Below are 16342 nucleotides of genomic sequence, written 5' to 3'. Positions count from 1 at the left end.
TCTGTCTGAGAGACCGCAAATGGACGGAAAGCCTGCCTTACCGTCTGGCCTATCTGTGTTTGAAGGTTGTTGATTAGAACGGATGCAAGCTTCACGCGAGCCTCTTTTCCTAGCCGATGGCCCAGACCTCAGGCAGGAGCCTTTCGTGAACATCCACTCCGTCAAGTTCAGAATCACCGCGTTATCCGCTGCATGCGTCATCGTTTTGACGGCCGTGCTTCTGGGCTTCGGGATTTACGCCGCGCGCGACACGTCGCGGTACGTCAATGAAAACGTGGATGAGCTCCTGGATCGGACAAGCAAGCAGTCGCTGCAGCGGCTGGCGAATGCCCAGGCCGGAACCATCCGCGCGGAAGTCGAAACGGCCTTCGATGCAGCCCGTAACATGGCTCGTACCTTCGAGGTGATGGCGAGCAGTGGCGGGACCGCAACCCCGATCTATCAGCGTCGCGATCAGTTGAATGCGGTTCTTCTGAGCGTGTTGAAGGACAATCCTCGCTTCAACGGCACGTACAGCGCCTGGTTGCCGAATGCACTCGATGGCCGGGATGAGATGTACGGCGATCGCAAGGACATGGGATCGGATGCCACCGGACGCGTCCTGCCGTACTGGACGCGCGATGCGGACGGAAATATCGCGCTTCAGCCGCTGGTCGAATACGACAGCGAGGCCCTGCACCCGAACGGCGTCATGAAGGGCGGCTGGTTCCTTGGCCCCCAGAAGACGGGCAAGGAGAGCATTCTCGCCCCGCTTCCCTACATCGTTCAGGGCAAGTCGGTTTATCTCGCCACCATGTCGGTTCCGATCATGGTCGACGGCAAATTTGCTGGTGTGGCCGGTGCCGATTTCGATCTCGCCTTCCTCCAGGAATTGGCGGAGCAGGTGAATGCCGACACGTACGAGGGGAAGGGCGCTGTCACGATCGTCTCTGGCGCCGGCCTCGTCGTTGCGGCGAGTGACGATCCTCAGGCGATCGGCGGCTCGTACGAGGCGATTGCTGCCAATGCTTCCGATGATTTGGAGACCCTGAAAGAGGGGCGCGCGGCGGTGAAGACCGACGAGGCGAGCGATACCCTCAAGGTCTTCGCGCCTGTGGAGCTTGGTCGTACGGACCAGGTCTGGTCCGTCGTCATCACCGTGCCGCGCCAGGTCGTTCTCGCCGAGGCCGACAAACTCGCCGATTCGCTCGCAGAACGGGGTCGTGACGATCTCATGTCACAGGTGCTCGTCGGCCTTGCCGTGGTTTTTGCTGCGCTCGTTGCCATGGCCGTCGTCGCATCCGGCATATCCCGCCCGATCACGCAGCTCACGGGTGCTCTTCGCCGCCTGGCCTCTGGCGAGGCAGTGGATGAAATCGCGGGCGCTGAGCGTCGCGACGAGATCGGCGATATCTCCCGTGCCGTCGATCAGATCCGCGTGCGTATTGAAGAAGAGGCGCGCCAGAAGGCGGCCGAAGACGAACAGAACCGCATCAAGCAGGAAGAAGAACGTCGCCGCACCATGCACGCACTGGCCGACGAGTTCGAAGAGGCGATGGGCGGTGTCGTTCGCGGCGTCGTCGCGGCAACCGGGCAGTTGCAGGACGCGTCCGCGACGATGAGTTCGGCGACCGAAAAGGTCGCGCGGCAGTCGCAGACGGCGGCCGGCGCGTCGGCCGATGCGTCCTCCAATGTCCAGACGGTGGCCTCCGCCGCCGAAGAGCTTGCCTCCTCGATTGCCGAGATCAAGCGCCAGGTCGACGAATCGGCCCGGATCGCAGACGCGGCCGTCGGTGATGCGAATGGCACGGCCGGCAAGGTGCGCGAGCTTTCAGCTTCCGCAAGCCGCATCGGACAGGTGGTCGACCTCATCAAGGACATCGCCGAGCAGACCAACCTTCTCGCCCTCAACGCCACCATCGAAGCGGCGCGTGCGGGCGAGGCGGGCAAAGGCTTCGCCGTCGTGGCGGCGGAGGTCAAGCAACTCGCCGATCAGACATCTCGGGCCACTTCGGAGATCGCGGCTCAGATCTCGGAGATCCAGAATTCCACCTCCGACTCGGCCACGGCGATCGTCGGCATCACCGAGGTCATCGAGCAGATCAACCAGATCGCGACGGCCATCGCCACGTCGGTCGACGAGCAGGGGGAAGCGACCCGCGAGATCGCCGGCAGCGTCTCTCAGGCGTCCATGGGCGCTAAGACGGTCGCCGACAACATCGAGGGCATCAACGAGGCGGCCGCCGACACGACGGCAGTCGCTGGCCAGGTGGAAGGTGCTGCAACGACGCTCGGACAGCAATCGGAGACGCTGAAGGCGGTCATGGATCGCTTCCTCAGCACGGTGCGGGCCGCATGACCTGCCGGACTTTGTCTCTCTCCGGCGCCGCCTCCGAGCGCCATCTTCGCCGCGCCCACGCCTTTCGCCCGTCTTCGTCCGCGCGGACGGGCAGGCCGTCTTGCCCAGGCTTCCCGAGCCACGAGCATCTCGTCCGTTCGGGATTCACCTCGCATTTCAGAGACAATCGCCTCGGATGTTGCCGAGGGATGTACAACTTTTAGTAGTGCTTCGCATGCCGTTCGCGTAAGCTTTCCCGTGCACAATTGGGGAGGCCATTATGCGCACAGCATCGATCACATTGTTTGCATGCGGCCTGGTTTTCGCCGCAAGTGAAGCCGGGGCGGCCTGCGGCTGCACCGGCATGAGTGTCGCCCGCACAACAGGCAGCACGCAGATCATCTGCAGTTCACGCGACTTCGGTGACTTCAAAGAATGCACCAAACGGTCCGGCGGAACGCGCACCGTTTGCACGAGCACTTACGAATATGCATGCCCGGTCGGGGTCAACAGTAAGAAATGGGGCGCAAGCAAGCCCGAGCAGAAAACCGGTTTCGGCGTTACGGCGACGCTGACGGGCACCTCCTCGCAATGCACGTCCGGGCAGCTCTTGGCGCTGACGATCACGGGTGATGGGAAGACCGAGCAGAATCCACCTATCAATCCGACGAACTCGACCGGCGGGACGGGCGCGCTCGTCGCGGGCGTGACCTTCGATGTCGATAACGACCCGACGCACGCCTTTCCCGCTTATCCGAACGGCGGCGGCACGGCGACGAATCCAAAGTTTGGCGGTGACAATTACCGTTGGGCCGACAACGCGAAGGTTCTGATCGAGCGTGAGGACGGTCTCTTCCGCTGGTGGGACAATACCGATCAGGGCAAAGCCAAGAAATCCGAAGACGCCTCCTGGCGCTACAAATTCGTTTCTTGGGTGAAGGGGAGTAGCGGTCAGCCGAGCTGCGCTTGCAGTTTCGATATTTCGGTGGATTGGGGACCGGGTGCCAATCCCAACACGACTTACACGCAGGAGGCCGCCTACAGCTCGAACTGCAATTGGTAAAACTAAACGCCTGATAACAGCGCGCGCCGTCTTCGGGCGGCTGCGCATACCGTGAGAGGCGAACAGGTCCAGATGGCTTGTCTCATACGCCACGGGAGGCGCTGTGTCCGATTTGCCTCTCGGTGCAGCAAGTGCGATCGGCCGCATTGCACTTTCGCGGAGCTTATGGCAGAGGCCATGTCATGATCTGCTCTGCCCGACCACAGACTTTTGGTTACTGGCGCTTCCGTTAGGAAGCGGCAGGGCGCAATCATTGTGTGACCATGCCGCCGTGTCTGGGCGGAAAGGTCATTTCAAGCGACACCAATCCCTGTCACGGCGGCCCTTCGAAGGGGAAGGCCCGTGAATGTGATCAACAAGGTCGATTGGACGATCCGTGCCGAGCGATCGGCGCTTCTAATCCACGACATGCAGCCGCATTACTGCGAGGCTCTCGACGAGACGGTACGCACCGACCTCGCCGATCAGATCTCGCGGCTTGCCAGGCTCTGTGCGGCGCGTGCGATGCCGATCTTCGTCTCGCAGGTGCCGCCGGCCCGGCTTGATTGCGAGCGCGGCCTGATGCGGGACATGTGGGGCAGGGGACCGGCTGATGGCGTCTCTGCGGGGAATGCGGGGCGGATGACGAATGCGCCCGCCCTCGACCCCGCGCTCGATCTTGATGGCCTGTCGCTGATCCCGGTGACGAAGCGCAGCTATTCGGCCTTCTACGGCAACGATTTCGAGGTCATGCTTCGCCGGCTCGGCCGCGACAACGTGATTATCACCGGCCTCTATACGTCGATCGGCTGTCTTTCGACGGCGATGGACGCCTTCATGCGCGATATCCGCCCGTTCATGATGGCCGATGCGCTCGCCGACTTCTCCAAATCCGAACATGAGGCCGGCCTCAAGAAGGCGGCTCAGACTTGCGCGCGTATCGTGGAGACGACGGAAGCGGTCGAACATCTGCAGGCACGTCGCCCGCAGCGGCCTTCCACTTGGGCGTTTGATGTTTGCTGAAGGGAGGGCGCGTCTTGATGCCGATGGACGCATCGCTGCAAGACGCGCCGCCGTCCCGAGGGCTTACGGCGAGCCGAGACGCTCCGCGAGCGCGTCGATCTCATGATCGGCAAAAACCTCGATGCCGTTTGCCCGCAACAATGCGCTCGTCACGCCCATGGCGGCGTGTTTTCGGCCGCCGAAGCTGCCGTCGTAGATGAGGTGGCTGCCGCAGGAGGGGCTGCCGTCGATGAGGAGCGCGAAGGAGCAGTTTTGCGCGCGCGCGATCTGAAGCGCGGCTCTTGCGCCGGCGAGAAATCCTTCCGTGACGTCGGCTCCGAAGGTGTCGACGACCCGGCCGCGCCCGGCAAGAACGTCGTCGCCGCTCCGCCCCTCTGCGATCTCGGCCGGCCTTCTCGGTACGGAAAAACCGCCGATGACTTCGGGGCAGATGCCGACGACACGGCCTTCGGCGTGCCACCTGGCAAGCACCGGATGGTGAAGGGGTCGCGTGCCGCCGTCATAGCGCACGGTTTGGCCCAGAAGGCAGGCACTGACGAGAATCCGCGACGGCATGGATAGGGACGGCTCACTCGCCGCGCGGAAAGCGCTGCGCGTCTTCCAGAATGTTCAAATCCATATGGTTGCGCATATAGCGCTCCGAGGCCCGCTGCAGCGGCTGATAATCCCACGGGAAATAGGCGCCGTTCCTGAGCGCTTCGTAGACCACCCAGCGCCGCGCCTGGCTCTCGCGTACCTCGGCGTCAAAGGCCTTGAGGTTCCACTTCTCGCGCACAAGCGCCATGAAGCGGTCGATCTCGTCCTGGCAGGCCTGATCTTCCGCGAGGTTCGTCATCTCGTCCGGGTCGCTCTCAAGATTGAAGAGAAGCGGCGGGTCGACCTCGCAAAAGACGAACTTCCATTTGCCCTCGCGGATGGCGACGAGCGGGGCGATCGACCCCTCGGCTGCGTATTCCATGAGGATCGGACCATGCTGGGCTCCGCTTGCGGCGAGCGGCAACAAGCTGCGCCCGTCCGTCCAGGGCATGATTTCCGACAGATCGATGCCGGCAAGATCGGCGAGCGTCGGCACGACATCGAGTGTGGAGACGGGCGTCTCGATGAGGCCCGGTGCGAGGTCGGGCGCCGCGACCATCAAGGGGACCCGGGCCGAGCCTTCGAAGAAGCTCATTTTGAACCAGAGGCCGCGCTCGCCCAGCATGTCGCCATGGTCGGAGAGGAAGAGGATGATGGTGTTTTCCGCCATGCGACAGCGCTCGAGCGTGTCGAGGATCTCGCCGATCTTGTCGTCGAGATAGGAGATGTTGGCGAAATAGGCGCGCCTCGAGCGGCGGATATCCTCATGGCTGATGTCGAAGTTGAGATAGTCGCACGCCTCCAGGAGGCGTTTGGAATGCGCATCCTGCGCGCCGAAGGGGATCTCTCCGATTCTTGGCGAAAGCTCTTCGCAATCCGCATACCGATCCCAGTATTTCCGCCGCGCCACATAGGGGTCGTGCGGATGGGTGAAGGAAACGGTGAGGCACCAGGGCTTTGAGACATGCCCGCGCGCCAGATCGTAGAGCTTGCGGTTGGCGTGGTAGGCGACCTCGTCGTCATATTCGAGCTGATTGGTGATCTCCGCCACACCCGCGCCGGTGACGGAGCCGAGATTGTGGTACCACCAGTCGATGCGCTCGCCGGGTTTGCGATAATCCGGTGTCCAGCCGAAATCCGCCGGATAGACGTCGGTCGTCAGCCGCTCTTCGAAGCCGTGCAGCTGGTCTGGTCCGACGAAATGCATTTTTCCGGAAAGCGCCGTCTGGTAGCCGGACCGGCGCAGATGATGGGCGTAGGTCGGGATCGAGGAGACGAATTCGGCTGCGTTGTCGTAGACGCCGGTGCGCCGCGGCAATTGCCCGCTCATGAAGGAGGCGCGCGCCGGCGCGCACAGCGGGCTCGCCGTATAGCAGTTCTGAAAACGCAGCGATCGCTCGGCGAGTTTGCTCAGTGCCGGCGTCTTCAGGAAGCCCGCCGGTCCGTCCGGAAACAGCGTCCCGTTGAGCTGGTCGACCATGAAGATCAGGATGTTGGGACGGCTCATGCGGGCAATTCCTCAAGGGTCGGCGTGACGAGACGGAGGGCGGAAACGGGGTGCACTCCGCGCAGACACTGCGTCAGCCGGCAGCCGCAACACAAGAGCTCGTCGGACGAGGGCCTCGGACGTCGTGCGTGGCCGCAGTGCCACACGGCGCGCCCGCAATTGTCCGAAACACCGTCGACGGCTTGTCAAATCGGCGGAAGAGGAGCATAAGCCGCGCCGTTATGACCAGATTCGCTCTCTATCTCAGCATGATCCCGGTCCGTTCGTAACGGATCGCGTCCGTCAGACGGACGCTTGAAGGGGCTGATAGCCCCGGGGTTAATGCCGGTCCCGCCGCTGCGGGACGATCGGTTCACCGATTTTCTTGAGAGCTTTCCATGTCCACCGCAGGCGCTTTGAGGCGCGGGCTTCGTGCCCTTCATTTCCGCAATTTTGTTCCGCTTCGGCATGCCGGCCGCACGCGGCCCGTGTGGCGCGCAGCCAACGGGCGGGTGGGGTTGGCCGGCATCGGGCGGGTTAAGTTCAATCTTCGTGGCGATGTGTTCTCCGCGGTTCTGGGCTTTGCCTTTGCGCGCTGGCGCGAGCAGCCGGGGCGTGTCGCGCTGATTGCCGGTATGGTGATCCTCGCCACCTTGGCGGAAGTTTTCACGCCGCTTTTCGCCGGCCGCATCGTCGATGCGATCGCCGCGGGCGCGGCCGATCCGGACGCCAGGCATTCGGCGATCGTGGCGTTTCTCACGGTGACCGGCCTCGGCCTTGCCGCGGTCGGGCTCCGCCAGCTCGTCTTCTTCCAGATCATCACGCTGACCTTGAAGATGATCCGAGAGGTGGCCGAGGACGCCTTCCATCGCATTCAGCGCTTTTCGACCGACTGGCATGCCAACGCCTTCGCCGGTTCCACCGTGCGCAAGATCACGCGCGGCATGTGGGCGCTCGATCTGTTGAACGACACGCTTCTGGTCGCGCTTCTGCCGTCCTTTGTGGTGCTTGTCGGCGCAACCGCGCTTCTGGGCGCCTTCTGGCCGGTGATGGGGCTCGTCATCGGGCTGGGCGCGCTCGCCTATATCGCCGTCACCGTCACCCTGTCGGTGGGCTGGGTCGCACCCGCGGCGACGCTCGCCAATGCCTGGGACACGCGGCTCGGCGGCGCGCTCGCCGATGCGGTGAGCTGCAATGCCGTCGTCAAGGCGTTCGGGGCCGAGGATCGCGAGGAGGCGGGTCTCACGCGCATCCTGGCGAAATGGCAGCACCGCACGCGGCGCACCTGGCGGCGCGGCACGGTCGGCGCGGGCGCGCAGGGGCTGATGATGGTCGTCATCCAGGCGGGCATTCTCGGCGTCGCACTCGTTCTGTGGCAGCGGGGCGCGGCAAGCGCCGGCGATGTCGCCTTCGTCCTCACCATGTTCTTCGTGGTGCAGGGGCATCTGCGCGATATCGGCATGCACATCCGCAACCTGCAGCGGTCCGTCAACGATCTCGAAGAGCTCGTCGCGCTGAACCGCGTGCCGATCGCGATTGCGGACCGGCCGGGCGCGGGTGAGGCGAAGATCGCCGCGGGCGAAATCGTCTTCGACCATGTCGATTTCCACTACGGCAATCACGCGACGCCGCTTTACCGCGATTTCTCGGTGAAGATTGCTGCGGGTGAGCGGGTCGGTCTCGTCGGCCATTCCGGGTCGGGCAAGACGACCTTCGTCAAGCTGATCCAGCGGCTCTACGACGTGACCGGCGGTCAGATCCTGATCGACGGCGAGGATATCGCCGCCGTGAGGCAGGCCTCGCTGCGCCGGAAGATCGCCATAGTGCAGCAGGAGCCGGTGCTTTTTCACCGCTCGCTGGCCGACAACATCGCCTATGGGCGCCCCGGCGCGTCGCAGGCGGAGATCGAGCAGGCGGCGCAGCTCGCTCATGCCGACGAGTTCATCTCACGGCTGCCGGAGGGCTACCGCACCATGGTGGGCGAGCGCGGCATCAAGCTGTCGGGCGGCGAACGCCAGAGGGTGGCGCTGGCACGCGCCTTCCTGGTCGATGCGCCGATCCTGATCCTGGACGAGGCGACCTCGGCGCTCGATTCCGAGAGCGAAGTGCTGATCCAGGACGCGATGGAGCATCTGATGGTTGGCCGCACGACGCTCGTCATCGCCCATCGTCTGTCGACGGTGCGCGCACTCGATCGCATCCTGGTCTTCGACCGAGGGCAGATCGTGGAGGAGGGCGACCATGCCGCCCTCATTGGCCGCGAGGGCGGCATCTATCGCCGCCTTTTCGAACGCCAGGCGCTGGAGCTGACGAAGGGTCTCGTCATGTAATCAGCGAGGGGGCGCCGCCGCCCCCTTGCGCCGCCGCTTTTCATTCTCCTGGCGCTTTTCCCCCGGGCCGGCATGACCGCAACGTCTTCCCTCCGCGGCCGGTTTATGTTCGATGGGGCAATGAGTGCTCTTTTCGCGGAACTCGACTACCGCCCGACACCAATCGGCCCCGTCAGCCTGCGCCGGCGGCGCGAGTTGCGGCTGGGCGTCGACATCTTCGAAATCAAGCTCGGCGAGGAATTCCTCATGTCGAGCCTTTTCACAGCTTCCGAGATTGCGCTTGCGCGTCTCGGCATTGCGGCGCTTGCCGGCAATGACCACGACATCCTCGTGGGCGGGCTCGGCCTTGGCTACACCGCCTGCGAAGTGCTGCGCCACGATGCTGTCGGCTCGCTCCTCGTCGTCGAATTCCTGGATCCCGTCATCGAATGGCATCGCACGGGGCTCCTGCCGAACGGAGCGATGATGGAAGCGGATCCGCGCTGTCGGATCGTCAACGGCGATTTCTTCGCCGGCGCTGCCAGCGCGGCGGGGTTCGACCCTGAGACGGAGGCCCGCCGCTTCGATGCCATCCTCCTCGATATCGACCATTCGCCGGAAGCGCTGCTCGATGCGCGTAGCACGAGCTTTTACCGTCCGGAGGGTCTTGCCGCGCTCGCGGCCCATGTGAAGCCCGGCGGCATTTTCGCGCTCTGGTCCGACGCCTTGCCGGATGACACGTTCACCGAGCGCCTCAGAGCCGTCTTCGACGAGGCCTGGGTGGAACCGGTCACGTTTCACAATCCCCTTCAGGATCGCCCTTTCACGCAGAGCGTCTATCTGGCGCGCAAAGAAGCCGGCTCTTCGGCCGGCGCGTGAGGACGGCGATGGCGGAGACGCGCGGGCGATCCTGTCCGGTCTGTCGGGGAGGCGATGTCGAGCTCTTTCTCACCGTTGACGGCAAAAACTACTGGCGTTGCGCGACCTGCGCCGCCCGCTATCTCAATCCTGCTCAGCGCCCGTCGCCGGCCGAAGAGCGCGCGCATTATCTGACGCATGAGAACGAGCCGGACGATCAGGGCTACCGCCGCTGGCTGTCGCGGCTGACGCGCCCGCTCCTGGAACGCCTTTCCCCCGGCGCGAACGGCCTCGATTACGGCTGCGGTCCCGGGCCTGCGCTCGCGAAGATCTTTGCCGAGGCCGGGCATCATATGGCGGTCTACGACCCGATCTTCGCGCCCGATCCCGCCCCGCTTGATGCACGCTACGATGTCGTCACCTGCACGGAGACGGCCGAGCATTTTCACGATCCGGCGGCCGAGTTCGATCGTCTCGCTGGCCTCTTGAAGCCCGGCGGTCTTCTCGGTGTGATGACCATCTTTCAGACCGACGATGCCCGCTTTTCGAACTGGCGCTATCGCCGCGACCCGACCCATGTCGTCTTCTACCGCGCCGAGACCTTTCACCTGATCGCCACCCGCCGCGGCCTCACCTGCGAGATTGTCGAAAAAGACGTCGTGCTGATGCAAAAGGGCGGGTGAGGCGCCGTCTTCACCGACAGCTTCGCAAGGGCTTTGCGTCAGATCTCCGCGAACACGCTCTCGTCGATCTCGACCTCTTCAACCAGCTTGGTTGTCACCCCGATTTTCAGGTCTTTCAGCAGCTCGCATAGATCCTCTCCGTCGACGAGATCGATCACCGGGGCGCCGTCGCGTGTCGCCTCGCGTCGCGCATCGGGGGTGAAGGTCGACGTGGTGATGATGAGCCCCTTGTCTGCGCGGCCGACCATGGCGCCTCGGAAATCGCGCACGACGGAGGCTCCGACCGAGCCTTGCCAGCGCTTGCACTGGAAGAGGATCTGAAAGGAGACGAGATTGACGCGCAGCACGCCGATCCCGTCGATGCCGCCATCGCCACTCTTGCCCGTCACCTCGACCTTTTTGAAGCCTGCCTCGCGCAGCATCCGCCGTGCGAGACGCTCGAATGCATCCGGGGGCATAATCCTCAAGAGCGCGAGCAAGCGCTCGTTCCATGAGATCTCCTGTTCGCCTCCGTCCGGATTATCTTCTTGCGGGGTCACCGACTTTGCCCTGCGCCGTGCCTCGTTCTCCTCGTTGCGCACACGCCGCTCGACGTCGGCGATCTCCGGTTCGCTCATGGCGCGACCCTGCGGGGTCAGCGTCCACACGCCCCGCTGCGGATTGTCGATTGCTCCGACCTTTTTCAGATAGCTGCGCGCCCAGTGCAGCCGATAGGCGAGCGCACTCTTGCTGCCGTCCTTGTGCGGCACGGCGGCAACGTCGTCAGGTACGGCCAGAATCCTCGTGACTTCGTCGTTGATCTCGTCGTTCGAAGCGGAATTGCCAAGCTCTTTGAGGGCCTGAACGGTCGCCGTGATGCAGGGCTGGAGTTTCGGAACGTCTCTGCGTGTTGCCATGATCGAAATGCCTTCACCCGCGCGGTGCGAAATAGCGGGTCGTGCCGTCGGCGCCCTCGCCGGTGCGGGCGAGGCCGAGATCGGCGAGGTTCTTCAAAATGTCGTCGACGGTGGAAATCTTCTTTGCGGTGGTGCGCCCGGCAAAGGATTTGGCGAGCGTCTCCGCCCGGATCGGCTCCGGTGCCCGGGCGAGAAGATCGCGGACCAGCCGGATCTGGTCGAAGGCGTCCTTAGGCAACGTCGGCAGTTTTTCTCCCGCGGCGGCGAGCGGAATTTCGGCCTCGATCTGCTCTTCGGCGGCAGGTGTCTTCACTTTGTGGCCGAGCTTCGGGATCTGATAATCGGGCCTCAGCCAGCGCACGAGCCCGTTCGCCTCCTCCTTCGCCCGCTCCTGGTTGAGCGCGACGAGGCGGGACAGAAGCTCCTCTTCGGCCGCCTCCTGGTCCGCGCTTTTGTGCGGCGAGGGAGCCGTGGCGCCGGGCTTGCCGACGAGCCGGTCCGCCAGATCCTCCCAGTGATAGGCGGCGAAGACGGCGCGGTCGATCTCGTCGTGGATGTCTTTCAGAATGCCGACGCAGCCGCGCTCGTAGATCGATCGTTCCTTCTCCGACAGGGCAGGCACCTCGGCGCCGCAATCGAGCTCGCGCAGGCGTTCGAGCACGTTGTAGAGCCCGGTCATGGTCAGGTCCTCGTGCTCTTCCAGCCGCTCTTTTCGGAAGGCATCGAGCCGTTCGCCGAGTTCGGAGAGTTCTTTGACGAGAGCCGGTGGAAGCTCGGAAAAGGCGGGGAAGGGGAAAGGGTCGAAGGTGCGGGTTTTCGAGTAGCGCGGATCGTTTCCGACGCCGAGCCAGCCCCCGGCAGCCAATGCGTAGACGACATGCTGACGCGAGGACAGAACAGACAGTGTCTTCGACTCGTCCAGTCCGATCGCGACGAGCATGTTGTCAGGTCGGACGGCCTGATCGAGGAACTGAAAGGTGCGGTGCTTTGTGGTCTCCACAGTCGCGATGTATCGAATGAGTTGGTCCATAAACGACCGCATCTCCGTTCGCACTTTCCCAAAAAGCCACCACTGACGCGCATACTCCGTCATGTCCTTTGAGGCCCCGACCTTCGCCTCGCGTTCTGGGCGAACGGTTTCAGCGAGATGCTGATACACCCCGGGAAAGCTCTCTCTCACCTGCTCTACCGTGAGGCCGTAGAGGTCGATCACCATCACATTACGAGCTCGCTGTGCGAGATCGCGGCCATGACGATAGTCGAGGATATATCTCTCCAGCCCTGGAATGGTGCCCAGTCCGAGCGTCTTTGCCTTCTGCTTTGTCACAATGAAGCCGGAACCGTGCAACTTTACGCCAGGGCTGGAAACAGCCTCATTGGCCAGAAGCGGTTGCATCACAGCGAGATCCGCTCCGACCGTCAAATTAGCTCGAATTTTTCCTGTTCGCTCTTCGAGCGTCACCAGCGGCGTGTCGGTGTTGAGCCCTTCCTCGCGGATGACTTCGGCGAGCACGCCCTCATGCTCGCCCTTTTGCGCGACCGTCATGGCGATCCGCACCGCCGCCTTGTCGGAGGCCTTCAGCCAGGGGTGGTTTGGAATCGCATAGACGAGGCTGAGCGGGGTTTTGGCGGCAAGATGCCGCTCGATGACCCGGCGCGAAAAGGTCTGGGTGATGGAATTGGTGGTGATGAAGCCGAAGCGGCGCGGGAAATGCGGTTTGGCACCCTTCCGGGCCCAGCCCTCGCGCAGATAGGTCGCCGCCTGGTCCCAGAAATGCATGACGAAGTCGGCCCCGCCCGGCATGTGCGGGCGCGCGGTCCAGGCCGCCTCCGCATAGCCGTCGCCGAGCTCTGAGCGCATGTCCTTGCCGCCGATGAAGGGCGGGTTGCCGACGATGAAATCGGCCTCCGGCCATTCCGCCGGACGCGGATTTGTATAGACAAATGTCTCGCGCCGCGCGCTCTCGTCGGGGATTTCGAGCCCGGTGATGGGTGATGTCTTCGTCGTCACCCCGTCCCAGACGGTGATCGGCTTGCCCGCTTCGTCGCGTGCGAGCTCTTTCTTGTCATAGGCGAGGATCGCGTCCTGCAGGCGGATCGTGCCATAGGCATGAAGCACCGGCTCGGTGATCGATTCCGGCCCGCCGGTGCGGATCTGCCATTTGAGATAGCCGATCCACAAAACGAGATCGGCGATCGGCACAGCGCGCGGATTGAGTTCGAGCCCGTAGAACTGCCGCGGGCTCACCGTCTCGCCCTCCATGGCGAGCCGTGACTGCGCCTCGCCGAACCCTTCGAGCGCGCTCAACACCTCGCCTTCGAGCCGCTTCATCAATTCCAGCGACACATAGAGGAAATTGCCGGTGCCGCAGGCGGGATCGAGGATGCGGATCGTGCACAGACGGTGATGGAAATCCTGGATGCGCCTGAGAGCGCCCGCCTGGCGCCCCGCCTCGCGGTCCTGTTCGGCCGCCGCCTGCACGTTCTTCCATTCATCGCGCAGGGGCTCGATGACCGTCGGCTCGACCAGCCGCTCCACATAGGCGCGCGGCGTATAATGCGCGCCGAGCTTGGAGCGCTCGCGCCTGTCGAGCGCGCGTTCCAGAAGCGTGCCGAAGATCGCCGGCTCCACGTCGCGCCAGTCGCGCTTGGCCGCCACCCACATTTCGTGGATCGCGTCTCGGTCGAGCGGCAGCGCCTTGCGCGTCTTGAAGAGCGCGCCGTTGAAGCGCTTCACCGTGGCGTTGAGGTGTGGCGCATAACCGCCCGTATCCATGACGGCCCAGAGCGATTCCAGCGCCGGCACGAAGTTTTCCGGCGTCTCGCGGATCTCCTCGAGGAATTTGACGAAGCGCTCCTTCGGCAGGAGCTCGACATCCTCGGCAAACATGGTGAAGAGGCAGCGCATCAGGAATTCCGCCACCTCTTTCGGGTCGTGCTTCACCTCCAGGCTCTTGGCGATGCGGGCGAGGCGTTCGGCGATGTCGCGCGTCACCTCCGCCGATCGTTTTGCCGGGTCGAGCGCCTGCGGCTCCGTCCAGATGGTCGCAAGCCGGGCGCGGATCTCCGGATCGCGCAGATCCTCCAGAAAAATCTGAAAGCTCTTGCGGTCCGGGAACTGCGTGTAATTGCGCCCCTGGCCGGAGAAATTGGCGTAGAGCTCGATGACGTAGCCGACATCGACGAGGATGACGAAGGGTGGCGGGCGATGCCCGGCCGGCAGATCTCCGACATAGGAGACCGCCTGGTTGTAGGCGGAGCGCATCGCCTTGTCCCAGGCGGCCGTGCCGCGCTTCGCCGTGCCACCGCGGATCGGCGAGGCGGCCTCCGGCAAAAGCTCGCTCTGGTTCGGATCGGCGGCGCCGCGACGCGATTGCGAAGAGGATTGCTTGGCTTCCAGGATGAAGCAGTCGCGCTTGTAGCAATCGATGCGGTGGGCGGTCGTCAGGCCGCGGATGCGGTGGTCGACGCGCTTTTCGAAGACGTAATTGTTGAGCGCCTCGTTTTCCTGCGTCGCATCGGGCCGCGCCACGCCGAGGAGGTCGCAGAGATCGCGGATGAAACCCTGCGCATTGGCGTTTTCCGCCCCGCCGGAGGCCGACCACACCTCGATGAAGTGCTCGACTCCTGCCTCCGATGCCGCGTTCGGCTCCGCCTGCTCCGTTTTATCCGCCATGAATCAGCTTCTCCCCCGATTAGAAAGGGAAGCAAACCAGGAAGTGTGCGGCAAGGTCATTCGTGCCGCGGCACGAAAAGTGCGATGGAGACAGATTCGGGCCTCGAAGCGGTGCGGGCGCGCGGTATGTTGCGGTGCGGGGGCGTTTCGGCTGCACCCGCCGGCGTCTTCCGCATCACCGAAAGGACAGTGAGTGACACAACGAGGCCATGGCAGCCTGGCGGTCTATTTCGGCGCCGTCTTCGCCTTTGCCGTCACCATGGTGGGCACCACCATGCCGACGCCGCTTTATCCTCTCTATCGCGGCCTTTTCGGGTTTTCCGAGCTGACGATCACGGTGATCTTTGCCGTCTATGCGCTCGGCGTCATGGCGGCCCTCATCATCACCGGGCGCTGGTCCGACCAGCTCGGCCGCCGGCCGCTGCTGTTTGCCGGCCTCGCCGCCTCGGCGCTGAGCGATCTCGTCTTCTGGAATGCCGGCGGGCTCGGCATGATCCTTTTCGGGCGCGTTCTCTCAGGGATTTCGGCCGGCATCTTCACCGGCACCGCGACCGTGGCGCTCATCGAACTCGCGCCGGAGCGTATCAAGCGCTGGGGCACGTTTTTTGCGACCTCCGCCAATATGGGCGGTCTCGGGCTCGGGCCGATGTTTGCCGGCGCGCTGGCGGAGTATCTGCCGGCACCCCTCGTTTTGCCCTATGCGCTGCATTTTCTGCTGGCGCTTCTTGCCGTCCTCTGCGTCTGGCGCGCGCCCGAAACCGTTGTGCGGCCGGACAAGGTGCGGCTGAAGCTTCAGCGCCTTGCCGTCCCGCGCGAGGTGCGGGCCGCCTTTGTGCCGGCCGGCATCGCTGCTTTCGCGGGCTTCATGGTTTGCGGCTTCTTTACCGCCGTGGCGCCGGCTTTTCTGGGTGAAGAGCTCGGCTACGACAACCATCTCGTCATCGGCTTCGTCTCGGGCATCTTGTTCATCGCCTCGACCGTCGGCCAGCTTCTGCAAAGCAATTTTCCGAGCGGAAGGCGGCTGCCGATCGGTTGCGCCATTCTCCTGACGGGCGTCGTCATCATCGCTCTCGGCCTCGGCAGCGAGATGCTGTCGGCCATCATTGCGGGCGTTTTGATCGCCGGCTTCGGTCACGGCGTCGCGTTTCGGGCGGGGCTCGGCGCCGTGGCGGATGCGAGCCCACCCGACGAGCGGGCGAGCGTCGTGTCGACCTTCTTCATCGTCGCCTATGTGGCGATCTCGTTTCCCGTCATCGGCATCGGGGTCGCCGGGGCCTCGCTCGGCCTCAAGACGGCAAGCCTCGCATTCTCCGCCATCGCAGCGATGCTGTGCTGCCTCGCCCTCATTCTCCTGTTGCGGGGCGGCGGTGCGCGACCTCAGAACGCCTTCCCAGCCCGCGAATGAGCGGGGAGGGGCGCCGACAAGATTGCACGGGTTGCTTTGAAAAAGACGCCCGGCGGTGCGGCAGATGCCGG

The 16342-nt window shown here is 64.0% G+C and carries 11 protein-coding genes; 7 read left to right on the top strand and 4 right to left on the bottom strand.

The annotated features are described in order from the left end of the window. The first annotated feature begins 145 nt into the window (after positions 1–145). The 3 genes from NYQ83_RS06640 (at position 146) to NYQ83_RS06630 (ending at position 4382) form a co-directional block, all read left to right on the top strand. Positions 146–2338 (top strand): methyl-accepting chemotaxis protein, encoded by a 2193-nt coding sequence (locus NYQ83_RS06640; RefSeq protein WP_261213473.1) that lies wholly within the window; start codon positions 146–148, stop codon positions 2336–2338. A gap of 259 nt (positions 2339–2597) precedes the next feature. Further along, on the top strand, positions 2598–3380 hold the full coding sequence (locus NYQ83_RS06635) for a hypothetical protein (protein ID WP_261213472.1): 783 nt from the start codon (positions 2598–2600) through the stop codon (positions 3378–3380). A gap of 342 nt (positions 3381–3722) precedes the next feature. Continuing rightward, a complete protein-coding gene (locus tag NYQ83_RS06630; RefSeq protein WP_314733289.1) occupies positions 3723–4382 on the top strand; it encodes an isochorismatase family protein in 660 nt (219 codons plus the stop codon). A gap of 63 nt (positions 4383–4445) precedes the next feature. On the opposite strand, the gene NYQ83_RS06625 is transcribed toward NYQ83_RS06630, so the two are convergent. Further along, positions 4446–4937, bottom strand: coding sequence for a DUF523 domain-containing protein (locus NYQ83_RS06625; RefSeq protein ID WP_261213471.1), 492 nt, complete (start codon positions 4935–4937; stop codon positions 4446–4448). Between the two features lie 13 nt (positions 4938–4950). After that, complete coding sequence (gene betC, locus NYQ83_RS06620; RefSeq protein ID WP_261213470.1) at positions 4951–6465, bottom strand: choline-sulfatase; 1515 nt, start codon at positions 6463–6465, stop codon at positions 4951–4953. Positions 6466–6971: 506 nt separating this feature from the next. Between betC and NYQ83_RS06615 the strand changes: the two genes are divergently transcribed. The 3 genes from NYQ83_RS06615 (at position 6972) to NYQ83_RS06605 (ending at position 10294) form a co-directional block, all read left to right on the top strand. Continuing rightward, positions 6972–8774 (top strand): ABC transporter ATP-binding protein, encoded by a 1803-nt coding sequence (locus tag NYQ83_RS06615; RefSeq protein ID WP_261213977.1) that lies wholly within the window; start codon positions 6972–6974, stop codon positions 8772–8774. Positions 8775–8894: 120 nt separating this feature from the next. Next, the gene (locus tag NYQ83_RS06610) at positions 8895–9632 is read left to right on the top strand and encodes a spermidine synthase (protein ID WP_261213469.1); all 738 of its coding nucleotides are present in this window, start codon (positions 8895–8897) and stop codon (positions 9630–9632) included. Between the two features lie 8 nt (positions 9633–9640). Beyond that, positions 9641–10294, top strand: a complete 654-nt coding sequence (locus NYQ83_RS06605; RefSeq protein WP_261213467.1) for a class I SAM-dependent methyltransferase — start codon at positions 9641–9643, stop codon at positions 10292–10294. Positions 10295–10332: 38 nt separating this feature from the next. On the opposite strand, the gene NYQ83_RS06600 is transcribed toward NYQ83_RS06605, so the two are convergent. Together NYQ83_RS06600 and NYQ83_RS06595 are read right to left on the bottom strand one after the other, a co-directional pair. After that, positions 10333–11190 carry a restriction endonuclease gene (locus tag NYQ83_RS06600; protein ID WP_261213466.1) on the bottom strand — a complete coding sequence of 286 codons (858 nt, stop codon included), beginning with the start codon at positions 11188–11190 and terminating at the stop codon, positions 10333–10335. 13 nt (positions 11191–11203) lie between these two features. Beyond that, on the bottom strand, positions 11204–14866 hold the full coding sequence (locus tag NYQ83_RS06595) for a class I SAM-dependent DNA methyltransferase (protein ID WP_261213464.1): 3663 nt from the start codon (positions 14864–14866) through the stop codon (positions 11204–11206). 193 nt (positions 14867–15059) lie between these two features. On the opposite strand from NYQ83_RS06595, the gene NYQ83_RS06590 reads away from it, so the two are divergent. Continuing rightward, positions 15060–16271, top strand: a complete 1212-nt coding sequence (locus NYQ83_RS06590; RefSeq protein ID WP_261213462.1) for an MFS transporter — start codon at positions 15060–15062, stop codon at positions 16269–16271. Positions 16272–16342: the final 71 nt, after the last annotated feature.

The sequence above is a fragment of the Afifella sp. JA880 genome, assembly GCF_025379905.1.
Classification (GTDB): Bacteria; Pseudomonadota; Alphaproteobacteria; order Rhizobiales; family Afifellaceae; genus Afifella; species Afifella aestuarii.
Note: the sequence above shows the minus strand (reverse complement) of the source record. Positions and strands in the feature narration are given on the sequence as shown.